The sequence below is a fragment of the Pseudaestuariivita sp. genome (assembly GCF_052825805.1).
On record NZ_JBRBVB010000013.1, the window covers coordinates 275941 to 297611 of the forward strand.

General features: G+C 64.6%; 28 protein-coding genes. 1 reads left to right on the forward strand and 27 read right to left on the reverse strand.

The genetic code is table 11. The features are described from left to right. Positions 1-4: 4 nt before the first annotated feature. The 24 genes from ACU0B3_RS15555 to ACU0B3_RS15670 all read right to left on the reverse strand — a co-directional run bounded on the left by ACU0B3_RS15555 (position 5) and on the right by ACU0B3_RS15670 (position 18992). Positions 5-1561, reverse strand: a complete 1557-nt coding sequence (locus ACU0B3_RS15555) for an NADH-quinone oxidoreductase subunit M (RefSeq protein WP_446261787.1) — start codon at positions 1559-1561, stop codon at positions 5-7. After that, complete coding sequence (gene nuoL / locus ACU0B3_RS15560) at positions 1561-3627, reverse strand: NADH-quinone oxidoreductase subunit L (protein WP_446261788.1); 2067 nt, start codon at positions 3625-3627, stop codon at positions 1561-1563. The genes ACU0B3_RS15555 and nuoL overlap by 1 nt, the downstream gene beginning before the upstream one ends. Before the next feature lie 4 nt (positions 3628-3631). After that, on the reverse strand, positions 3632-3937 hold the full coding sequence (nuoK, locus tag ACU0B3_RS15565; RefSeq protein ID WP_050532271.1) for an NADH-quinone oxidoreductase subunit NuoK: 306 nt from the start codon (positions 3935-3937) through the stop codon (positions 3632-3634). 72 nt (positions 3938-4009) lie between these two features. Further along, positions 4010-4474 carry a hypothetical protein gene (locus ACU0B3_RS15570; protein WP_446261789.1) on the reverse strand — a complete coding sequence of 155 codons (465 nt, stop codon included), beginning with the start codon at positions 4472-4474 and terminating at the stop codon, positions 4010-4012. A gap of 2 nt (positions 4475-4476) precedes the next feature. Continuing rightward, the gene (locus tag ACU0B3_RS15575; protein WP_446261790.1) at positions 4477-5085 is read right to left on the reverse strand and encodes an NADH-quinone oxidoreductase subunit J; all 609 of its coding nucleotides are present in this window, start codon (positions 5083-5085) and stop codon (positions 4477-4479) included. Next, on the reverse strand, positions 5082-5477 hold the full coding sequence (locus ACU0B3_RS15580) for a carboxymuconolactone decarboxylase family protein (RefSeq protein WP_446261791.1): 396 nt from the start codon (positions 5475-5477) through the stop codon (positions 5082-5084). The genes ACU0B3_RS15575 and ACU0B3_RS15580 overlap by 4 nt, the downstream gene beginning before the upstream one ends. A 3-nt stretch (positions 5478-5480) precedes the next feature. Next, positions 5481-5975 (reverse strand): NADH-quinone oxidoreductase subunit NuoI, encoded by a 495-nt coding sequence (nuoI, locus tag ACU0B3_RS15585; RefSeq protein WP_446261792.1) that lies wholly within the window; start codon positions 5973-5975, stop codon positions 5481-5483. Between the two features lie 12 nt (positions 5976-5987). After that, positions 5988-7016: an NADH-quinone oxidoreductase subunit NuoH gene (nuoH, locus tag ACU0B3_RS15590; RefSeq protein WP_446261793.1), complete on the reverse strand. Its 1029-nt coding sequence runs from the start codon at positions 7014-7016 to the stop codon at positions 5988-5990. Positions 7017-7022: 6 nt separating this feature from the next. Beyond that, positions 7023-7421 carry a hypothetical protein gene (locus tag ACU0B3_RS15595; protein ID WP_446261794.1) on the reverse strand — a complete coding sequence of 133 codons (399 nt, stop codon included), beginning with the start codon at positions 7419-7421 and terminating at the stop codon, positions 7023-7025. Further along, a complete protein-coding gene (gene nuoG / locus ACU0B3_RS15600; RefSeq protein WP_446261795.1) occupies positions 7418-9430 on the reverse strand; it encodes an NADH-quinone oxidoreductase subunit NuoG in 2013 nt (670 codons plus the stop codon). The genes ACU0B3_RS15595 and nuoG overlap by 4 nt, the downstream gene beginning before the upstream one ends. 3 nt (positions 9431-9433) lie before the next feature. Continuing rightward, positions 9434-9844 (reverse strand): DUF5333 domain-containing protein, encoded by a 411-nt coding sequence (locus tag ACU0B3_RS15605; RefSeq protein WP_446261796.1) that lies wholly within the window; start codon positions 9842-9844, stop codon positions 9434-9436. Between the two features lie 116 nt (positions 9845-9960). Next, a complete protein-coding gene (locus tag ACU0B3_RS15610; protein ID WP_446261797.1) occupies positions 9961-10281 on the reverse strand; it encodes a hypothetical protein in 321 nt (106 codons plus the stop codon). A 27-nt stretch (positions 10282-10308) separates the two neighbouring features. Then, entirely contained in the window at positions 10309-11604 is a 1296-nt protein-coding gene (nuoF, locus tag ACU0B3_RS15615; protein WP_446261798.1) for an NADH-quinone oxidoreductase subunit NuoF, read from the reverse strand. A 7-nt stretch (positions 11605-11611) separates the two neighbouring features. Next, on the reverse strand, positions 11612-11845 hold the full coding sequence (locus tag ACU0B3_RS15620; protein ID WP_446261799.1) for a DUF5337 domain-containing protein: 234 nt from the start codon (positions 11843-11845) through the stop codon (positions 11612-11614). A gap of 20 nt (positions 11846-11865) precedes the next feature. Continuing rightward, the gene (locus ACU0B3_RS15625) at positions 11866-12723 is read right to left on the reverse strand and encodes an endonuclease (protein ID WP_446261800.1); all 858 of its coding nucleotides are present in this window, start codon (positions 12721-12723) and stop codon (positions 11866-11868) included. 56 nt (positions 12724-12779) lie between these two features. After that, positions 12780-13976: an NADH-quinone oxidoreductase subunit E gene (locus ACU0B3_RS15630; RefSeq protein ID WP_446261801.1), complete on the reverse strand. Its 1197-nt coding sequence runs from the start codon at positions 13974-13976 to the stop codon at positions 12780-12782. Positions 13977-14054: 78 nt separating this feature from the next. After that, positions 14055-14318: a hypothetical protein gene (locus ACU0B3_RS15635; protein ID WP_446261802.1), complete on the reverse strand. Its 264-nt coding sequence runs from the start codon at positions 14316-14318 to the stop codon at positions 14055-14057. Beyond that, positions 14315-15532 (reverse strand): NADH-quinone oxidoreductase subunit D, encoded by a 1218-nt coding sequence (locus ACU0B3_RS15640; RefSeq protein WP_446261803.1) that lies wholly within the window; start codon positions 15530-15532, stop codon positions 14315-14317. The genes ACU0B3_RS15635 and ACU0B3_RS15640 overlap by 4 nt, the downstream gene beginning before the upstream one ends. 10 nt (positions 15533-15542) lie before the next feature. Further along, complete coding sequence (locus ACU0B3_RS15645) at positions 15543-15905, reverse strand: nuclear transport factor 2 family protein (protein ID WP_446261804.1); 363 nt, start codon at positions 15903-15905, stop codon at positions 15543-15545. Positions 15906-15933: 28 nt separating this feature from the next. Further along, positions 15934-16152 (reverse strand): hypothetical protein, encoded by a 219-nt coding sequence (locus ACU0B3_RS15650; protein WP_446261805.1) that lies wholly within the window; start codon positions 16150-16152, stop codon positions 15934-15936. Positions 16153-16220: 68 nt separating this feature from the next. Beyond that, the gene (locus ACU0B3_RS15655; protein ID WP_446261806.1) at positions 16221-16832 is read right to left on the reverse strand and encodes an NADH-quinone oxidoreductase subunit C; all 612 of its coding nucleotides are present in this window, start codon (positions 16830-16832) and stop codon (positions 16221-16223) included. A gap of 12 nt (positions 16833-16844) precedes the next feature. Then, positions 16845-17378 carry a NuoB/complex I 20 kDa subunit family protein gene (locus ACU0B3_RS15660; protein ID WP_446261807.1) on the reverse strand — a complete coding sequence of 178 codons (534 nt, stop codon included), beginning with the start codon at positions 17376-17378 and terminating at the stop codon, positions 16845-16847. A 160-nt stretch (positions 17379-17538) separates the two neighbouring features. Then, on the reverse strand, positions 17539-17904 hold the full coding sequence (locus ACU0B3_RS15665; RefSeq protein WP_446261808.1) for an NADH-quinone oxidoreductase subunit A: 366 nt from the start codon (positions 17902-17904) through the stop codon (positions 17539-17541). Positions 17905-18038: 134 nt separating this feature from the next. Next, the gene (locus tag ACU0B3_RS15670; protein WP_446261809.1) at positions 18039-18992 is read right to left on the reverse strand and encodes a LysR family transcriptional regulator; all 954 of its coding nucleotides are present in this window, start codon (positions 18990-18992) and stop codon (positions 18039-18041) included. A gap of 115 nt (positions 18993-19107) precedes the next feature. Between ACU0B3_RS15670 and ACU0B3_RS15675 the strand changes: the two genes are divergently transcribed. Next, entirely contained in the window at positions 19108-19320 is a 213-nt protein-coding gene (locus ACU0B3_RS15675) for a hypothetical protein (RefSeq protein ID WP_446261810.1), read from the forward strand. A 196-nt stretch (positions 19321-19516) separates the two neighbouring features. Here ACU0B3_RS15675 and ACU0B3_RS15680 read toward each other — a convergent pair whose 3' ends face one another. From ACU0B3_RS15680 to ACU0B3_RS15690, 3 genes are read right to left on the reverse strand one after another with little or no spacing between them, the layout of a single operon-like run. Further along, positions 19517-20317, reverse strand: a complete 801-nt coding sequence (locus ACU0B3_RS15680) for a crotonase/enoyl-CoA hydratase family protein (RefSeq protein ID WP_446261811.1) — start codon at positions 20315-20317, stop codon at positions 19517-19519. Next, positions 20307-20822, reverse strand: a complete 516-nt coding sequence (locus ACU0B3_RS15685) for a DUF6653 family protein (RefSeq protein ID WP_446261812.1) — start codon at positions 20820-20822, stop codon at positions 20307-20309. Before ACU0B3_RS15685 ends, ACU0B3_RS15680 begins: the two co-directional genes overlap by 11 nt. Further along, positions 20819-21670 (reverse strand): hydroxymethylglutaryl-CoA lyase, encoded by an 852-nt coding sequence (locus ACU0B3_RS15690; RefSeq protein WP_446261813.1) that lies wholly within the window; start codon positions 21668-21670, stop codon positions 20819-20821. The genes ACU0B3_RS15685 and ACU0B3_RS15690 overlap by 4 nt, the downstream gene beginning before the upstream one ends. Position 21671 lies beyond the last annotated feature (1 nt).

Genomic DNA, 21671 nt, shown 5'->3' on the forward strand with positions numbered 1-21671 from the left:
CGTCTTACTCCTCCGCTGCCGCTTGGGCTGCGAACTGGGTCTGTGCGGCGTAATCGGCGCGGGCGGTCTCGACATCCGTGATCAGAGCCGTCACCGACGGCCCGATCCGGTCGAGGATCGGCGCGGGGTAGACCCCCATCCAGATCGTCATGACCACCAGCGGGGCAAAGATCGCCTTCTCGCGGAAGGTCATATCCTTGATCGTCTTGAGGCTCTCCTTGATGAGATCACCCATCACAACCCTCCGGTAGAGCCAGAGCGCATAAGCCGCCGACAAGATCACACCCGAGGTCGCGATCAACGCGATCCACGTGTTCACCTGGAAAATACCCACCAGCGTCAGGAACTCGCCGATAAAGCCCGAAGTCCCCGGCAGGCCCACATTGGCCATGGTAAAGAGCATGAAGATCAGCGCGTAAGCCGGCATCCGGTTCACGAGCCCGCCATAGGCGTCGATCTCCCGCGTGTGCATCCGGTCATAGATCACGCCCACGCAGAGAAAGAGCGCGCCCGATATGAACCCGTGGCTGATCATCTGAAAGATCGCGCCGTCAATGCCCTGCTGGTTCGCCGCAAAGATGCCCATCGTCACGTAGCCCATATGGGCGACCGACGAATAGGCGATGAGCTTCTTCATGTCCTCCTGCACCAGCGCCACGAGCGAGGTGTAGACGATGGCGATCACCGACATCCAGAGGACCAGCGGCGTCAGGACCTCCGCCCCGATCGGGAACATCGGCAGGGAGAAGCGCAGGAAGCCGTAGCCCCCCATCTTCAAGAGGATCGCCGCCAGCACGACCGAGCCTGCGGTGGGCGCCTGCACGTGCGCATCCGGCAGCCAGGTGTGGACCGGCCACATCGGCATCTTGACCGCGAAAGAGGCAAAGAACGCCAGGAACATCAGCGTCTGCGCGCCCCCGATGATCTGAATTCCGAGCAAACTGAACGTCTCGGACCCGAACTGGTGCTGCAAGAGCTGCTCGATATCCGTCGTGCCCGCATCAGCAAACATCGCCACCATCGCCACCAGCATCAGCACCGAGCCGAGGAAGGTGTAGAGGAAGAACTTGAACGACGCGTAGATCCGGTTCGCCCCGCCCCAGATCCCGATGATCAGGAACATCGGAATGAGGCCCGCCTCAAAGAAGAGGTAGAACAGCACAAGATCCAGCGCCATGAAAACGCCGAGCATCAGCGTCTCCAGCACGAGGAAGGCGATCATGTACTCCTTGACGCGCAGCTTCACGTCCCAGCTGGCCCAGATGACCAGCGGCATGATGAAGGTCGTGAGCATCACGAAGAGCACCGAAATGCCATCGACACCCATCTTGTACTGCAGGCCCAGCAGCCACTCGGCCTCTTCGACCATCTGGAAGCCCGTGTCCGAGGGATCGAACTGCGCCAGGATAAAGAGCGAGACAAAAAACGTCAGGCCCGTGGCGACCATCGCCACCCACTTGGCCGCGCGCTGCGCCGCCGCGTCGTCTCCACGCAGGAACAGGCCCAGGATCAGCGCCGCCAGCGCCGGAATGAACGTCGTGATCGAAAGAAGGTTGTCCATCAGCCCGCTCCCCCGATGACCATCCACGTGATCAGGCCGACGATCCCCAGCACCATCGCAAAGGCGTAGCTAAAGATGTAGCCGGTCTGCACACGCCCCGCGAGCCGGGTAAAGAAGGGCACGATCCCCATCGACACGCCGTTGATCGAGCCGTCGATGATCGCGCCGTCCCCCCCCTTCCAGAAAATCCGCCCAAGCGCCTGCGCGGGCTTGATGAAGAGGAAAGTGTAGATCTCGTCGAAATACCACTTGTTCAGCAGGAACAGGTACAGCGGCCGCTGCTGCTCGGCGAGGCGTTTCGGCAGCGCCGGGTTCACGATGTAGAACCAGTAAGCCACGATCAGACCCAGCAGCATTGCAGCGAATGGGCTAAACTTTACCCAGTTCGGCACATAATGCGCTTCGTGCAGGATCGTGTTGTCGGGCGCCATGTAGATCGCCGCCTCACCCGGCGCGCTCTCCATCACGTATTTCAGCTCGGAGGCTTTCGGGCTACGCTCGGCCACGGCCTCCTTGAGGTCTGTTGCGGGCGCCTCGTACTGGCCGCCGAAGTAGGTGATCACTTCGTTTGTCTTGCCGAAGAAGGACGAATACCAGATCGCCCCGGCAAAGATTGCACCCATCGCCAGCACACCCAGCGGGATCAGCATGACCACCGGGCTTTCATGCGCGTGCTCGTGCGTGTGCTTGTCGCCGCGCGGTTTGCCGTAGAACGTCAGGAACATGAGCCGCCACGAATAGAACGAGGTAAAGAGCGCCGCGATCACCAGCATCCAGAAGGCGTAGCCGCCAGGAGCAAAGGCATAGGCGCTTTCGATCACCGCATCCTTCGATGCGAACCCGGCGAAGCCAATCCATCCGGTCAGCGGGATACCAACGCCGGTAATCGCCAACGTGCCGATCATCATCGCCCAGAAGGTGTAGGGAATCTTTTTCCGCAGCCCGCCGTAATTCCGCATATCCTGCTCGTGGTGCATCGCATGGATGACCGAGCCCGCGCCGAGGAACAGCATCGCCTTGAAGAACGCGTGGGTGAAGAGGTGGAACATCGCCACCGAGTAGACGCCTGCACCGGCTGCAACGAACATGTAGCCCAGCTGCGAGCAGGTCGAATAGGCGATCACGCGCTTGATGTCGTTCTGCACAAGGCCAACGGTGGCAGCAAAGAACGCCGTCGTCGCGCCGAGGAAGACGACAAAGGCCATCGCCTCAGGCGCGAACTCCATCACCGGCGACATGCGGCAGACGAGGAAGACACCCGCCGTCACCATGGTCGCCGCGTGAATGAGCGCCGACACCGGCGTCGGCCCTTCCATCGCGTCCGGCAGCCAGGTGTGCAGGATCAGCTGCGCCGACTTGCCCATGGCTCCAACGAACAGCAGGAACGCGATCAGGTTCGCCGCATTCCACTCGGTCCAGAGGAACGTCAACTGCGTCTCGGCAAGCTCCGGCGCGGCGGCAAAGATGTCGTCAAACCGGATCGAGTCCGTCAGGTAAAAGAGCGCGAAAATCCCCAGCGCAAAGCCGAAATCGCCCACGCGGTTGACCACAAACGCCTTGATCGCCGCGGCATTCGCGCTGTCCTTGCGGTAATAGAACCCGATCAACAGGTACGAGGCGACGCCCACGCCCTCCCAGCCAAAGAACATCTGCACCAGGTTGTCAGACGTCACGAGCATCAGCATCGCAAAGGTAAAGAACGACAGATACGCAAAGAAGCGCGGCTTGTAGGTCTCCCCTTCGAACTGCGGATCATGCGCCATGTAGCCGAAGGAATAGAGGTGCACGAGCGCCGAAACCGTCGTGACCACGATCAGCATAATCGCCGTCAGACGGTCGAGCCGGATCGACCAGTCGGTGCTCAGCGTCCCGCTCTCGATCCAGCGCATGATCTGGATTTGCTCGGCATCCGGGCCAAGCCCGAGAAAGACGATCCAGCTCAGAACGCAGGCAAGAAAGAGAAAGCCCGTCGCCACCCAGCACGCCGCCGTCTCGCCGATCAGCCGCCAGCCAAACCCGCAGAGAAGCGCGCCAACCAGCGGGGCAAAGAGGATGATGGTTTCCATGTCCCTACCCCTTCATCACGTTGACGTCTTCGACCGCGATCGTGCCGCGGTTGCGGAAGAAGCAGACGAGGATCGCAAGGCCAATCGCCGCCTCGGCAGCCGCCACCGTCAGGACAAAGAGCGTGAAGACCTGCCCCGTCAGATCGCCCAGATGCCAGGAGAAGGCGACGAGGTTGATGTTCACCGCCAGCAGCATCAGCTCGATCGACATCAAGAGGATGATGACGTTCTTGCGGTTCAAAAAGAGGCCGAAGATGCCGATCACGAAAAGCGTGCCGGCCACGGTGAGATAGTGTTCAAGTCCTATCATCGTCTTCCATCCTTCGAGGCTGGCTTGCCTCACCCGTTCCCTTGGTCGGTGGGCCTGCGCCCACCCTACGTATCAGCCCAGCACAAACGGCGCCTTGTCGCCCCGCAGCTCTGGGTAAAGCGCCGCGCAGGCGCATGTCTCGCCCTTCAGCTCCGTGATCGCGATGTCGCGCGCGACCTTGTCGAGGTCCGCCGCCATCCGGTTAAACGTGGCAAAGGCGCGCGCGCCCTCCTCGTGAGAGGCGATCACCTTGAGCGCCTTGTCGGTCTTGTCGAAGGGAAGACGGTCGTTCATCCGCTCCTCCGCCGTCCGAAAGCGCAGCGCGTGGCCCGAGCCGCAGTCTGCAACCGTAAAGTCGCTGGCCGTGCCCTCCTGGCTCCACCAGTCGCGCCACATCACCCGCCCCTCACCGAGGTCGCGGTGCATGTCCTCGCCCCCGTGGCTGATATGTGTGGTGCGCGCGCACTCCTGCAGCGTCACCGCGTGGGCGGGGAGTGCAAGGCACAGGGCCAGGATCGTGAGCAGCGCACCCTTCACCTTTAGAGCCCTTGCCCCGGTTTGACGTCCTTCAGCTCCATCGCTTTCGCAGGGTCGCGGTACATCTGGGCGAGGATATCCTGGCGCTTCACATCCGAGCGGTGGCGCAGGGTCAGCACGATCGCGCCCACCATCGCCACCAGCAGGATCAGGCCGGAGGTCTGGAAGAGGAGGAAATACTTGTCATAGAGGATCAGCCCCAGCGCCTGGGTGTTGTGCGTGCCTTCGGGCTGGACATTGGCGACAAGATCAGGCGCTTCGGGCGCGGTCTCCCAGGTGCCGAAGACCAGCACCAGCTGCATCAAGAGCACCACGCCGATGAGCAGGCCCAGCGGCAGGTAGCGCGCCATCTCGGCCTTGAGCTCGGCAAAGTCCACGTCGAGCATCATGACAACGAAGAGGAAAAGCACCGCTACAGCGCCCACGTAGACGATGATCAGCAGCATCGCCACGAACTCCGCGCCCATGAGCACGAAGAGGCCAGCCGCCGACAAGAAGGCGAGGATGAGCCACAGCACAGAGTGCACCGGGTTGCGGCTGATCACGGTGAAGAGCCCGCCGACGATGGTCGACAGGGCAAAGAGGTAGAAGGCAAGGGCGAGAGCGGTCATGGGCTTTCCTTTGTCTCCAGCTGCGCGCGCGCGATCTCGGTGGCGCGGGTCATTGCGGGCAGACCGGCGAAGGCGCCGGCGAGCGTGAGCGTCTCGTAGATTTCCTGGCTGGTCGCGCCCGCCTCGGCCGCATGGCGCACCGTCTGGCGGAGTGCAAGCTCGTTCTGCGCGCCCTGCGTTGTGAGCCCCACCAGCGTGATCAGAAGCCGCGTCTTGGCGTCGAGGCCGTCGGGGCTGGCGCCCTTGCCCATCATCTGTTCCATCACGTCCTTGGACATGACGGGCCACATCTCTGCGAGCTTTTCAGGCGAAAAGTCCTTGGCCGCTTGCCCCATAGCCTCGGACCACTGGCGCATCATCGCCTCAAAGGGGTTCTGGTCAGCGGGGCTCATGGCTTACCTGTAAGGCGCGTCCAGCTCGAGGTTGCGGGCGATTTCGGCCTCCCAGCGGGCGCCGTTGTCGAGCAGTTTTTGCTTGTCGTAGTAGAGTTCTTCACGCGTTTCGGTGGCGAACTCGAAGTTCGGGCCCTCGACGATGGCATCGACCGGGCAGGCTTCCTGGCAGAAGCCGCAATAGATGCACTTGGTCATGTCGATGTCGTAGCGCGTGGTGCGGCGCGAGCCGTCCGCGCGCGGCTCGGCGTCGATGGTGATGGCCTGCGCCGGGCAGATCGCCTCACAAAGCTTGCAAGCGATGCAGCGCTCCTCGCCGTTCGGATAGCGCCGCAGCGCGTGCTCACCGCGGAACCGCGGGCTGAGCGGGCCTTTTTCGTGCGGGTAGTTGAGCGTCGCCTTGGGCGCAAAGAAGTACTTGAGCCCGAGCCGCAGCCCCTGCCAGACATCGGCCAGCAGGAAGTACTTGGCCGCCCGTCCATAGTCGATATTTGCCATTGGATTACTCCTTTAAACCCAACGCGCCCAGAAGCCACCCAGGACTTCGAACTTGGCGAGGAAGGACACGATCACGACCCAGACGAGGCTGAAGGGCAGGAACACTTTCCATCCCAGACGCATCAGCTGGTCGTAGCGGTAGCGGGGCGTGATCGCCTTCACCATCGCAAAGAGGAAGAAGAAGAACGCCATCTTCCCGACCATCCAGAGCGCGCCGTCGGGCAGGCCAGGAATGGGCGACAGCCAGCCGCCGAAGAACAAGAGCGTCGTCAGCGCGCACATCAGGAAGATCGCGATGTACTCGCCCGCCATGAAAAGCAGGAACGGCGTCGAGGAATATTCCACCTGATAGCCAGCCACGAGCTCGGACTCGGCTTCGGGCAAGTCAAAGGGCGGACGGTTCGTCTCCGCCAAGGCACTGATAAAGAACAGAAACACCATCGGCAGGTGCGGCAGCCAATACCAGCCAAAGAACCCCCAGCCGGTGTCCTGCGCGGCCACGATCGAGCCGAAGTTCATCGAACCGGTCGAGATGATGACGCCGATGATGATGAGCCCGATGGAGACTTCATAAGAAATCATCTGCGCCGCCGAGCGGAGCGAGCCGAGGAAGGGATATTTCGAGTTCGACGCCCATCCGCCCATGATCACGCCGTAGACCTCGAGCGAGGAGATGGCGAAGACGTAGAGGATCGCGACGTTGAGATCGCTCAGCACCCAGGTCTCGTTGAAGGGGATGACCGCCCAGGCGATCAGCGCCAGCACGAACGACAGCATCGGCGCGAGCATAAAGACCGTCTTGTCGGCGCCCGCCGGCACGACGATCTCCTTGACCACGTATTTGAGCGCATCCGCCACGGTCTGCAAAAGGCCGAATGCGCCGACCACGTTGGGACCCCGGCGCATCTGCACAGCGGCCCAGATCTTGCGGTCGCCGTAGACGAGGAACAGAAGCGAGATCATCACAAAGGCAACCACCGCCAGACATTGCGCGGCAATGATCACCCCTATGCCTAGGGGCGTTGCAAAGAAATCAGCCATGTTCCCTCACACCATAGGTATGTTGCGCTCGGCGCAGTTGGCGACGACGATCTCGGCATCCAAGGTCTTGAGGCCCTCGGGCAAGCTCGCTGAGATGGTGTAAACCGCATCTGCGGTCCAAATACCATCCTCTTCGTCCACATTTGTACGCAAATGACGGGCAAAACCGTAGCCTCTGATGAGCGTATACTGCGCTGCAGCACATTCGGCATAGTCGATGACATCCTGCGGCGCGCGGGCGCCCGTCATGGTCACCAGAAAGCGCACCAGATCGCCATCCAGCAGCTGCGTTTCGACCCCTTGATAGGTGGGGTCGAACGGCAGTTGGTCGATCGGCACCGGCTCCTCGGGCGCCAGGCAGGCGCTGAGCAAAAGGCCCGCCGCTATGACCGGCAGCGCTCTCATTCGGCGGCGAGCTTGGCTCCTGCGCGGGCAGCGGCGTTTGCCGAGAGCTCGGCCATCACCTCGCTGGCGCGAGCAATGGGGTTGGTTAGGTAAAAATCGGTGATCGGCAGGGTAAAGTCCCCAGAGCCAAGCGTGCCTTGCTCCAGCGCCTCGCCGGTTTTTTCCGCGACCTCGCCCACATGCGCCAGATGCGGAACCTCTTTGATGAGCGCCTTGCGCAGCTGCGCGAGCGAATCGAAGGGCAACGTGGCGCCAAGTTCGCCCGAAAGGGCGCGCAGGATGGCCCAGTTTTCCTTGGCCTCGCCGGGTGCAAAGCTGGCGCGGAGCGTCAGTTGCGGGCGGCCTTCGGTGTTGACGAAGAGGCCGGGTTCCTCCGTCCAGGCGGCGGCAGGCAGGATGACGTCGGCGCGGTGCGCGCCCCGGTCGCCGTGGCTGCCCTGGTAGATGACGAACGCGCCATCCGCGATGGAGACTTCGTCCGCGCCGAGGTTGTAGACCACGTCCGCGTTTTGCAATGCGGCCATGCCATCGGGGTTGGTCGCATTCACGTCCATCGCGCCCAAGCGAGAGGCGGCGGTGTGGAGGACAAGCAGTTTCGCGTTGCCCATCTCGGTAAGCTGTTGGGCCACGGCCAGCACGGCGGCACCGTCTGCACCCTGCAAGGCGCCCTGCCCGACCACGATCACGCCGCCTTCCTTGTCGGAATGGTCCTGATCCAGAAGCGCGCCGAGCGCCGCGCGGTCAGAACCGAGTTCGACCACGTCATAAGTGAGGTCTACCGACGGGCCTACGCGGCCCACGGTTGCGCCTGCGAGCCACGCCTTACGAATGCGCGCATTGAGCACCGGCGCCTCGACGGCTGGGTTGGTGCCGATCAGCAGGATCATCTGCGCATCATCGATGTCTTCGACCATCGCCGTGCCGGCATAGGCCGCGCGGTTGCCGGAGGGCAGCTTGGCGCCATCGGTGCGGCACTCGACGACACCGCCCTGCCCTTCGATCAGCTGTTTCAGCGCGTAGGCCGCCTCGACCGGGGCGAGATCACCCACGAGGCCGGCGAGGCTCGATGCGCCTTGCACCGCCGCAGCGGTCTTTTGCAGCGCCTCGCCCCAGCTTGCCGGACGCAGCTTTCCGTTCTCGCGCACATAAGGCTTGTCGAGCCGCTGGCGGCGCAACCCATCCCAAACAAAGCGCGTCTTGTCGGAGATCCACTCCTCGTTCACGCCGTCATGGTTGCGCGGCAGGATGCGCATGACCTCGCGCCCCTTGGTGTCGACGCGGATGCTGGAGCCGAGCGCGTCCATCACATCGACGGTCTCGGTCTTGGTCAGCTCCCACGGGCGGGCTGTGAAGGCGTAGGGCTTCGAGACCAGCGCGCCCACTGGACACAGGTCGATGATGTTGCCCTGCAGGTTCGAATCGAGCGTCTCACCGAGGTAGCTGGTGATCTCGCTGTCCTCGCCGCGCCCGGTCTGACCCATCTGGGTGATCCCGGCCACTTCGGTGGTAAACCGCACGCAGCGGGTGCAAGAGATGCAGCGCGTCATGTGCGTCTCGACCAGCGGGCCAAGGTCTAGATCTACCGCCGCCCGCTTGGGCTCGCGGTAGCGCGAGAAATCCACGCCATAGGCCATCGCCTGGTCCTGCAGGTCGCACTCGCCGCCCTGGTCACAGATCGGGCAATCGAGCGGGTGGTTGATCAGGAGAAACTCCATCACCCCCTCGCGGGCCTTCTTGACCATGGGCGAGTTCGTCTTGACCTCGGGCGGCTCGCCGTTGCGGCCGGGGCGCAGGTCCTTGACCTGCATCGCGCAAGAGGCTGCGGGCTTGGGCGGCCCGCCAACCACCTCGACAAGGCACATCCGGCAATTGCCGGCGATCGACAGGCGCTCGTGATAGCAAAAGCGCGGGATCTCGATCCCCGCCTCCTCGCACGCCTGGATCAGGGTCAGCGCCCCGTCGACCTCGTGTTCGTCCCCGTCGATGATGATCTTGCGCAGATCGCTCATGGTCTACCTTTCCCTCAAAAGCTGCCCAATCTGGGAGCCTCGGTTGATTTCGCTCACCCCAAAGGCGCAAAAGCCCGCCTTTTGATCCGGGGAGACGCCCTTGGAGGCGAGCCAGCTGGTGGCTTTCGCCTCCATCCGGCGTTTCTCGGATTTGGAGGTGACGTAGTCGTCGATTTCAGCGTTCGAATAGCCGCGCTCGGTGGCGGCATCCTTGAGTGCCTCGGCATAGCTCAGCGCCCGGATCATCCGCGCGCCGATGTTGCCGCAATCCTTGCGCAGCCGGTCGGCGATGGCGAGGTACATCAGCCCGTTGTCGATCTCGGCCACGTCGCGCAGCGCCGGCTTCGCCGTGGCGGTCCCGGCCAGAGGCAGCGCCAGCGCGAGGGCCAGCACGGCAGTGGTCACATAGCGCATCATTCCACTCCTTTGGTCATGCGTCAGTCCCGCATGAGGTGTGAAATCGCGCGCTGCTATGCAATAACCGCGCCCGCTTGGCCTGGATATGAGCCCCTTCCCGCGCATCGTCGGCGTTATTCCACGCATGTCCCGGTGAGGATCAGCGTGTCGCCTTCGAGCACGTCGGTGCCGTCGTCCGGGCCGTTCTCCCAATCGACGAGCGAGGTGCCGAAGAAACGCAGGCAGTGCTGGGTCGCCTCGTAGCGCCCCGCCTCCCGCGCGCCTTCGAGCGTTTGGGTCGCCTGCCGCACCTCGACGCGGAACTCGGCGCGGTTGCTGCGCTGTGACTTGGCGTCAGCGCGAAAGAAGACGCCGTCGAACTGGTGGTAATTGGTGCGCTCGGTGCACGACGCCAGCGCCCCGAGGGCCAGCACCAGGATCATAGCGTTGCGCATCTGTCTCTCCTGTCCGCTGCGGCGCGCTTACTCGGCGGCGACAGCGCTGAGCTTACCGGTCCGTTTGGCGGCGATCCGGTCCTCGATCTCGTCGCGGAAATTGCGGATCAGGCCCTGGATCGGCCAGGCGGCCGCGTCCCCCAAAGCGCAGATCGTGTGGCCCTCGACCTGTTTGGTCACGTCGAGCAGCATGTCGATCTCTTCGGGCTCCGCCTCGCCTTTCACCAGCCGATCCATCACGCGCATCATCCAGCCCGTTCCCTCTCGGCAGGGCGTGCACTGGCCGCAGCTTTCGTGCTTGTAAAAGGCCGAAAGGCGCCAGATCGCTTTGATGATGTCGGTGGACTGGTCCATGACGATGACCGCTGCCGTGCCAAGGCCCGACCGCTGCTCGCGCAGGTAGTCGAAGTCCATGATGGCGTCTTTCATGTGCTCCCCGCGGATGCAGGGCACCGAAGAGCCGCCGGGGATGACTGCCTTGAGGTTTTTCCAGCCGCCGCGGATGCCGCCGCAGTGCTTTTCGATCAGCTCCTCGAAGGTGATCGACATGGCCTCTTCGACCACGCACGGATTGTTCACATGGCCCGAGATGGCAAAGAGCTTGGTGCCGTGGTTATTCTCGCGTCCGAACCCTTTGAACCACTCGGCGCCGCGCCGCAGGATGGTCGGGACCACCGCGATGCTCTCGACGTTGTTCACCGTGGTCGGGCAGCCGTAAAGCCCCGCGCCCGCCGGGAACGGCGGCTTCATGCGCGGCATGCCCTTCTTGCCCTCGAGGCTCTCGATCAGAGCCGTCTCTTCGCCGCAGATATAAGCCCCTGCCCCGTGGTGCAGGTAGAGGTCGAAATCCCAGCCGGAGCCTGCGGCGTTCTTGCCCAGCAGGCCGTCCTCGTAGCAAGCGTCGATGGCCGCTTGCAGCGCCTCTTTCTCGCGGATGTACTCGCCGCGGATGTAGATGTAGCAGGCGTGCGCGTTCATCGCGAAGGAGGCGATCAGGCACCCCTCGATGAGCGTGTGGGGGTCATGGCGCATGATCTCCCGATCCTTGCAGGTGCCGGGCTCGGATTCGTCGGCGTTCACCACAAGGTAAGCAGGCCGTCCGTCCGATTCCTTCGGCATGAAGGACCACTTGAGCCCCGTCGGGAAGCCCGCGCCGCCGCGCCCGCGCAGGCCGGACGCCTTCATCTCCTCGACGATGGCCTCGCGTCCGCGCTGGATGATCGATGCCGTGCCGTCCCAGTGCCCGCGCGCCTTGGCGCCCGCGAGCGAGCGGTCGTGCATGCCGTAGAGGTTGGTAAATATGCGGTCCTGATCGTTCAGCATCTCTCAGTCACCTGTCGTGGTTTTGGCGTTTCTTCCACATGTCATAGATATTCACGAAGGCCCAGATCAAAGCCGCCCCTGCCGCAAGGTCAAAGAGCAGCGCGACCCGGCCCGGCAGGCCCAGAGCCCCGCCGATAAAGTTGGCCGCGACCCAGAGGACCATCGCGCCGGCGATCACCAGGGCGGTGATGCGCCCCTGGCGGGCGAGGCGGTCTTCGAGAGGGTCGCGGCGTTCCGTCATGCGTGGTGTGCGCGGCGGCGTCAGTAGACGTCGCCACCCTCCACGCGTTTGGAGAACTCTGTCTCGCCGCCCTCGGCGAGAATCTTGGCCTGGGCGACCCATTCGTCACGCGTTACGCGGCCCTTGAAGCCCTCGAGGTTGGCGTTGACCCAGGCGACTTCATCCGCCGACCAGTTTGCGATCTGGTCGAAGTGATAGAAGCCGAGCTGGTTACAGAGCTTTTCAAGCTTGGGTCCGATCCCCTTGATTTCCTTGAGGTTATCGGCCTTTCCGCCGCGCGGTCCGTCGAGCGCTTCGGGGCGGGTGCCTTCGTTCTCGCCCTCAGCGGCGCCGTCACCGTCATAGTCGGGTGTGCTCGCCTTGGCGGTTGGCGCCGCTGCCGGGGCTGCGGCTGTCTTGGCGGCGCCGTCGCCTTCGTACTTCCAGTCACCCTTGCGTGCGTCGAGGTCTGCCTCGCCGTCGAGCGCCTTGGAGGGTTTGACGGCGGCTTCGGCCTTGGCGGGCGCGGGCGCTGGCGCCGGCGCGGGTGTTGCCGCCGGTGCAGGTTCGGCGCTTGAGGCAACCGGTGCGCTGGTGGCAGCTGCGGCAGCGGGCCCCGCTCCGGTTGCAATCTTGGGCGCTTTTTCCGGCGCCGCCCGGGTCTCGTCGGCGGCATCGCTGCCCGGCTTCGGCGCCTCGCCTAGCTTGGGCAGCGGCGCGCAGCAGAGCCACATCAGGAGCAGGCCAAGGAGTATGAACACCACTGCCGCGAGAAAGAGCGCGGCAAAGACCTTGTAGCCGCCGAGCGCCAGCAAGAGCACGAAGGTCAGAAAGCCCGCCCCCGCGGCCAGTGCCCAGACGCCTATGGCGCAGCTAGTGCCGTTTTTCGTGTCGCTCATCTCAAGTCTCCCCGTTCAATTTGGTGGCTGCGGTGCGCAGTTTACGGCAGGGCAGCTCATTTGACACGGGAAGAAAATTCGGTTTCTCCCCCGCTTGCAAGGATTTTGGCCTGAGCGACCCAGTCGTCGCGGCTTACGCGGCCTTTGAAGCCTTCGAGATTGGCATCGACCCAGGCCACCTCGGCGTCGGTCCAGCCGGCGACCTGGTCGAAATGGTAGAACCCCAGCCGGTGCAGGAGCGCTTCGAGCTTGGGCCCGACGCCCTTGATCTTTTTCAGGTTGTCGGGGACTCCTTCACGGGCGGCCTCGAGCGTGGCAGGCTTTTCGCCGATGTCGGCGCTGTCGGGGTTGCGCTTGGAGGGCGGTTTGGCCGCCGACATTTCGGTGGCCTGGCGCTTGTCGACGCCGGTGGCATCGACGGGCGCGCCTTCGGCGCTGGCGCCACCGGGCGTGTTTTCGGCAACCGCGTCGAGCTCGTCCTTTGGCGTGGGCTGCGCGGGTGCCTCGGAGCGCGGCGCATCGCCCGTGTTGGCGGCATCGACGCCGTGGGTGACCCAGGGCGCGAGGTACGGCACTTCGGTGCCATCGATGCGCTTTACGGTGTCGCCGATGTCGGTGGCGAGCGTCACGCTGGCGTTGCTGGCATGCGCGTCCGATTTGAACTCGGTGAGTGTCGTGAGGCCCGACGCGGGCTCGGACGCCCAGCGGCCGTTTTGAGGACCCGGGGTCGGGACGTCGCCCTTGGCGAGCGCATCGAGCATGGCGGCAAAGCCGTCTGCGGTCAGGTCTTCGTAGTAGTCCTTGCCGATCTGGGCCATGGGTGCGTTGGCGCAGGCGCCGAGGCACTCGACCTCTTCCCAGGTGAACTTCCCATCGGCGCTGAGCGTGAAGGGCTGGGGAGCGATCTTGTCCTTGCAGACCGCGACGAGGTCCTCGGCGCCGCAGATCATGCAGGACGTGGTGCCGCAGATCTGGACATGCGCCACCGAGCCGGTCGGTTTGAGCTGGAACATGAAGTAGAAGGACGCGACCTCGAGGCCGCGGATGAAGGCAAGGCCCAGCATTTCCGAGACATGCTCGATGGCCGGGCGGCTGAGCCAGCCCTCTTGTTCCTGCGCGCGCCACAGGAGCGGGATGATCGCGCTGGCCTCGCGTCCCTCAGGGTACTTCTTGATCTGCGCCTCCGCCCATTTCTGGTTGTCAGGCGTGAAGGCGAAGGTCTCGGGCTGGTCTTGGTGCAGGCGGCGGAGCATCGTGTCATCCGTTTGGTTGGGCTGAGGCGGCGGGAGCCTCCGGCGGGGATATTTGGGGCCAGAAGAAGCTGGAGCGCGTCACTTTGTGCAGGCGGGCGGGAGCAGGACGAGCGTTTCCTCGTCGCTGGCGAAGGTGGCAATGCCCTCGGTCATCATCTGCCGCGAGAGCGCGATGGCGGCGGGGCGGGTGATGCCGAGCCGTGGCAGGACCTGGCTGGCCTCGGCGGTGGTCAACGTGCAATCACTGGCATTCATCGCGGCGATCAGCGCGGCCTTCTGGTCCGCGGTCTGCGCCGTTGCCGCGAAGGGCATCAGCGCGAGCAATGCGGCGGTGCGGATCACCGGTCGATCTCTCCGAAGACGATGTCCATCGTGCCGATGATGGCGGCCACGTCGGCAAGCTGGTGGCCGGAGGCGACGTGGTCCATGGCTTGCAGGTGCGGAAAGCCCGGGGCGCGCAGCTTGGCGCGGTAGGGTTTGTTGGTGCCGTCCGCGACGAGGTAGACGCCGAACTCGCCCTTGGGCGCCTCGACGGCGCAGTAGACCTCACCGGCCGGCACGTGGAAGCCTTCGGTGTAGAGTTTGAAGTGGTGGATGAGCGCCTCCATCGAGGTTTTCATCTCGCGGCGGTTCGGCGGCGTGATCTTGCCGCGGGCGAGGATGTCGCCTTGCCCTTCGGGCGCGCGGAGCTTGTCGATGGCCTGGCGGATGATCGAGACGGACTGGCGCATCTCCTCCATCCGCACGAGGTAGCGGTCGTAGCAGTCGCCATTCTTGCCGACGGGGATCTGGAAGTCGAACTCGTCGTAGCACTCGTAGGGTTGCGCGCGGCGCAAGTCCCAGGCGAGGCCCGAGCCGCGCACCATCACGCCGGAGAAGCCCCAGTCGAGGATCTCCTGTTCGGTCACGATGCCGATGTCGGCATTGCGCTGCTTGAAGATGCGGTTCTCGGTCAGGAGGCCGTCGATGTCGTCCATGAATTGCGGGAACGTCTCGGTCCACGCCTCGATGTCGTCGAGCAGCTCGGGCGGCAGGTCCTGATGCACGCCGCCGGGGCGGAAGTAGGCCGCGTGCAGGCGCGCGCCGCAGGCCCGTTCGTAGAACACCATGAGCTGTTCGCGCTCTTCGAACCCCCAGAGCGGCGGGGTGAGCGCGCCGACGTCCATCGCCTGCGTCGTGACGTTCAGGAGGTGGTTCAGCACGCGCCCGATCTCGGAATAGAGCACCCGGATCAGCGAGGCGCGGCGGGGGACCTCGACGCCGGTCAGCTTTTCGATGGCCAGACACCAGGCGTGCTCCTGGTTCATCGGAGAAACGTAGTCGAGGCGGTCGAAATACGGCAGGTTCTGGAGGTACGTCCGGCTCTCCATCAGCTTTTCCGTGCCGCGGTGCAGAAGGCCGATGTGCGGATCGCACCGCTCCACGATCTCCCCGTCGAGCTCGAGTACGAGGCGCAGCACGCCGTGCGCCGCCGGGTGCTGCGGGCCGAAGTTGATGTTGAAGTTGCGAATCTGCTGTTCGCCCGTGAGGGCATCGTCGAATTTCGAGCCGTCCATCATCGTCTCCTCACGCTGCCGGGATCACGCGGCAGAGCTTCGTCAGAAGTTTCCATTTGTCGCCCACCTGGACAAAGCCGAGGTGGTCTTCGAACCTTGTGCCGGGGATTTCCACCCACATGTGTACGCGCGCCATGGGACCGGCCACGTCGATCGCGTGGATGCCGTGGGGGGCGGGACCCGTGGCGGCTTCGCGCGCGGCGACGCGGGCCACAAAGGCGTCCTTGTCCCAGTGCTGTGTCTCGCCGGCCGCGTCCGTCAGGGTCATGGCAAAGGCGTCGTGGCACATGTCCTCGAACACCGCCTCACGCGCATACCAGACCGCCTCGGCATAGCGCAGGGCCTCCGCGTCGAGTGCGGCTAGCGCGCTCATCGGCGTGCCTCGGTATGGGTGTGGGCGTTCACGCGGCCTGTTCTTGCTGCGCGTACCACGCCAGCGCGATTGCCTGGATGACGTAGACCGTGGCACCGGCGGTCCCCACGAGGATCGCCCACCACGGGTTCCAGCCGACATGCGGCAAGAGGTAATAGAGCGGGCCGAAGAACATGCAGAACCAGAACGCCGTAAAAAACAGCGGACGCACGGAGGCCGCGGTCAGGGACAGGAGCGATGAGAGCATGCTTGATCCTTTCTAAGCGTCCGGCAGCGTCAGCGTAACACGCCGCCCAGGACTCTGAGTGCGACGCGTCAGGCCGCGCCTTCCTCTTTCTTTTCGTCGCCGGGCAGCACGTATTCGGCGCCCTCCCAGGGGGACATGAAGTCGAACTGGCGGTATTCCTGCACCAGCTTGACGGGTTCGTAGACCACGCGCTTTTGCACTTCGTCGTAGCGCACTTCGGTGTAGCCGGTGGTCGGGAAGTCCTTGCGCAGCGGGTATCCCCGAAAGCCGTAGTCCGTCAGCAGGCGGCGCAGGTCCGGGTGGCCGGAAAAGAGCACGCCGAACATGTCGAAGACCTCGCGCTCGAACCAGTTGGCCGAGGGGTGCACGTCGATGATCGAAGGGACCACCGTCTCCTCGCGCACCTTGCACCGCAGGCGGATGCGCGTGTTCTGGTACATCGACAGGAAGTGGTAGACGATGTCGAACCGCTTGTCCCGCTCGGGGTAATCGACGCCGGTGATGTCGACGAGGGTCGAGAACTGGCAGGTGCGGTCGGACTTGAGGAACTCGACAAAGCCCACGATGTTGGCGGGCGCAATCTGCATGGTCAGCTCGCCGCGCGCAACTTCCCATTTCACGACGCAATCGGGGCGTTTGGCCTCGATATAGGCGCCAAGCTCTTTGAGGGCGTCAGACATGTGCGGCCTTTCCTAGCGGACCAGCGTGCCGGTGCGGCGGATTTTGCGTTGCAGCGCCATGATGCCGTAGAGCAGCGCTTCGGCGGTCGGCGGGCAGCCCGGGACGTAGACGTCGACCGGCACGATGCGGTCGCAGCCGCGCACCACCGAGTAGCTGTAGTGGTAGTACCCGCCCCCGTTGGCGCAGGACCCCATCGAGATCACGTACCGCGGCTCGGGCATCTGGTCATAGACCTTGCGCAGCGCGGGCGCCATCTTGTTGGTCAGCGTGCCGGCAACGATCATCAAGTCCGACTGACGCGGGCTGGCGCGCGGGGCGGTGCCGAACCGCTCCAGATCGTAGCGCGGCATGGAGGTGTGCATCATCTCCACCGCGCAGCACGCGAGCCCAAAGGTCATCCAGTGGAGCGAGCCGGTGCGCGCCCAGTTGATGATGTCCTCGGTGGAGGTCAGCAGGAAACCCTTGTCCTGCAGCTCCTTGTTCAGCTCCTGCGTGGCGACTTCGCGATCAAAGTCCGCCGTGTTGGCGCCTGCCATCACACCCATGCAGAGTCTCCTTTGGTTCCCACGCACCATCTAAGCGCCCGGCCCGGTGCGGTCAACGCGTCAGCGGCGCGCAGCGGCGGGTTTTGTATACCGTTGGGTTCTGTGTCGGAGGGAGCTAGAACCCAAGACACCGATCAAGTGCTCTAAGGCTGCCCCGGCCCTACTCCCACTCCATGGCGCCCTTGCGCCACTCGTAGGCGAACCCCGCCGCCAGAACGCCGAGGAACACCATCATCGACCAGAAGCCGACCAAGCTCACGTCCTGGAACGCCACCGCCCATGGGAATAGGAACGCGATCTCGAGATCAAAGATGATGAAGAGGATCGAGACGAGGTAGAACCTCACGTCGAACTTCATCCGGGCGTCGTCGAACGCGTTGAACCCGCACTCGTAGGCGGACACCTTTTCGGGGTCCGGGCTCCGCACCGCGATCACGGCAGCGGCAAGGATCAAGACAAGGCCAAGGCCAATGGCGATGGCCAGGAAAATCAGGATCGGGGCGTATTCCCGAAGCAGCTCGTCCACGTGCGGCTCCCTTGCTTGGACGCACCGCCCACCTTTGGGCGCGTGCCGGGCCGGCGATGCCCGTGGCCCTTGGTCTATCGCTGCGGTGCGGAAGGGTCAACGGGCAGAAGGGCGCAACGCGGCCTGCCCGTTGGTCACGGCTTGGCAGCCTCCACACTCAGCGCCGAAGCCTCGCCCAGCACTTCGATCTGAGGGCCACTGCTGATCCCGGCCAGATCGGTCATCACCCGGTCCTGATCGGCCAGAATGCGCGCGACCGTCGCGCCCAGCGCCGCCTCGGCGCCGCTCCGCAGGTCGGCAGCGATGTCCTCCCGCCAGATTGCCCAGACCGGGTAGGGAAAGCGCGGGGCGTCGGGCACCAGATGCAGCGCCCCGCTGTCGAGGTGGCGCGTCACCGACCGCGCCGGCAGGTAGGCCGACCGCCCGCGCGTGACGATGTACTCCGTGCTCAGCGCGGCCAGCGCAAAGGTCAGGCCCGTGTTCACCAGATGCGGCAGCTCCAGCGCATGCGCCCGGATGAACTCCGGCCCCCAGTCGACAAAGACATAGGTCGCGGCAATCTCGTCGAGCGTCGCGGGCTTGGCAGAGACGAGCACCAGCTCCTCCTCCATCACCCGCTGGGCGACGAGCCCGGGCCGAATTTGCGGCATGTACATGAGCGCGACGCTCACGACGCCCTCGGTCAGGAACCGCGTCAGACGGTCGGGCATCCCCAGCTCGGTGCGGATGTTGAGCGTCGGGCGCTCCGCGCGCAGGCGGTCGATCCAGCCAAACCCCAGCTGCGGCCAGAGCGAATACTGCGCGCCGATCGTGAGCGACTGGTCAAAGCCCTCGGGCAGCCCGACCTGCTGGCGCGCCTCCTCCCACAGCTTGAGCATCGACAGCGCGTAGGTTTCGAAGGCTCGCCCCGCCGGCGTCATCTCCGCGCCCGCCTTGGACCGAGTGAAGAGGGTCTGGCCGAGCGAGTCCTCGAGCCGCTGCACGCGCAGGCTGACCGCCGATTGCGTGACAAAGAGCCGGTCGCTGGCCGCCACGAAGGAGCCGGTCGCCGCGACTTCGAGAAAGGTGCGCACAAGGGTGATGTCCATGCGGCAATCAATAAGCACGGCTCACCTGAAATGCAATTATTATTCGTTATGCTATTCTCATCGTGGGAGGATATACCGTGCGCATCGAAACCCCCTGACAAGAAAGGGACCTGCCATGAACCGCTTTGTCACCAAGATTGCCCGCGCCGCCGCGCTTGTCTCGCTTGTCGGGATCACCGCCGCCTGCTCCACGCAGCAGGTCGCCGACACCACCGGCGATGCACTTGGGATGGCTGGTCGCGGCGCCGTCAAAGTCGTCGCCGGCACCGGCAAGCTTGCCTACAACGGCACCAAAGCCGCCGTCAAAGCCGTCCGCGACATCGACTAACACGCTGGATTCACGAGATAAGCCTGCCCCACTCCCACCGGGGCCACCTGGGGCGCGCCGGAATGAGCCGGTGCGCCCTTTTTCCTTTGTGGCGAGGCTTCTCTTTCAAGCCGTCAGACCAACGTTCAAATTCCTGAATGTCCGTTCAGTTTCCTGAATGCCTGTCAAACGCCTTTTACAGGCACCTCGCGGCATCTCAGCCTTTGGCCCAATCCGGCTTTCGTTTCTCGAAAAACGCCGTGATCCCCTCTTGCGCCTCCTCGGTCTCCCAACGCGCGGCGAGCATGTCCACCAGTTCGGCGATCCGCGCCTCGCTCGGGGTGTCGGCAAAGGACAGGAGCAGCGCCTTGGCCTCCGCCACAGCCCCCGGCGCGCAGGCCAGATATGGCGCGATCTCGTCCTCGAGCGCGGTATCGAGCGCATCCGCTGGCACAACCGCCGAGACCAGCCCCATCGCCAGCGCCTCTTCCGACGTGAAGGTCCGCGCCGACATGAAGATGCGCCGCGCCGCGCCGACGCCGATCTTGCCAACGACATATGGCCCGATATTGGCTGGAATGATCCCCAGCTTGGTCTCGGTCAGCGCCATCTTGATGCCCGGCACCGCGATCACTGCATCACACACGCTGAGAAGACCCAGCCCGCCGGCAATCGCATGGCCATGCACCCGCGCGATCAGAGGCTTGGGCATTTCGTTCATTGACTTGAGCATACGCCCCAACTTTGCCGATTCCGCTGCGCGCGTGGCGGCGTCCATGCCGAACTGCGCCTTCATCCAGCCCAGATCCGCACCTGCCGAAAAGCTCCTCCCCCGCCCCGCGAGCACCACGACGCGCACGGCCTCATCCGCGCCGAGCCGCGCAGCGACCGCCTCAAGCTCAGCCAGCATCTCTGCGGACATGGCGTTGTGCGTCTCGGGCCGGTTCAGCCACAGCGTCGCGACGCCGCGCGCGTCCCTTTCGATCTCGAGCGTTTGAAGTTTGGCGTCATAGCTCATGAGGATCCACTCCCGGCACGGGGCGGCCTCGGCGCCGCCAGTCTTCAAAAATCCAGACCATCCGGTCTGCAAACCACGCTTTTGGCCCGATCGCCAGGACAAGGCCGAAGAGCGTCCAGTCCGCCGCAAGCGTCCACAGCCCCCAGGCCAGCACCAGCACCCCGGGCACGCTTGCCGCGGCCAGGGCGTGCGCCGCATGGCGGTGGTGGGCCGGGATTTCGGCACGGTGCTCCAGAAAGATGCGCTCACCCAGCAGGCCTTTCGCCGACCAGCTGTCGAACCGGACGGGCGGTGCAAAGAGGCGCGGGTTGATCCAGGTCCAGGCCAGCGCAAGCGCCAGCGGTCCAAGCGCGCCCCAGCCAAGCCATGTGCGGCTCCAGAGCGCCAGCGCGATCAAGGGCAGGACGGTGAACCGGGTGGCGACGGACCAGCCGTTGGCGTGGCGGCGCCAGGCCGCATCATCCATCCGCATGAGGCGCTCGGCACCGCGAAAGACGTCGATCACGCGCGCAGGCTCCGCGCCAGCTTTGCCGCCTCAGACACGGCTGCGGCATCGAGTCCGGTCTCGCAGCCCAGTTCCGTCAGCCGCGCCAGCACCGCCTCGGTCGCGACATTGCCGGCCGCGCCGGGCGCGTAGGGACAGCCCCCAAGGCCGCCCACAGCCGCATCGAACATGCGAAGGCCCTTGTCCAGCGACACCTCGATCGAGGCCAGCGCCTGCCCGCTTGTGTCGTGGTAATGCCCTGCCAGCTTCTCGGCTGGCACCACCGTCAAAACAGCGTCCAGCATCGTGCCGATCTCGTCTGGCGTCGCCCGCCCCAACGTGTCGCCCAACGACACCTCGGCGCAGCCCATCGCCATCAGCGATTCGGCCACTTCGGCAACCGCCTTCGGCGCAACCTTCCCATCGTAGGGACAGTCCACAACGCAGGAGACATACCCGCGCACCGGCACACCGGCCTCGCCAGCACGCGCCACGACGGGGTGAAACCGTTCCAAGCTCTCCGCAATGCTGGCGTTGATGTTGGCGCGTGAAAATCCCTCCGACGCCGCGCCAAACACGGCCACCTGATCCACGCCTACGGCCAGGGCATCCTCGAGCCCGCGCATGTTCGGCGTGAGCGCGACATAGGCGACGCCCTCCGCGCGCGTGATCCCGGCCATGACCTCCGCCGAGCCGGCCATCTGCGGCACCCACTTGGGGCTGACGAACGACGCGCACTCGATCCGCCGGTACCCGGCGCCCGAAAGCATGTCCACGAGCGCCACCTTGTCCGCGACGGAAATCGGCGTGGCTTCGTTCTGCAGCCCGTCGCGCGGGCCCACCTCAAAGATCTCGACGAAATCGCCCAAG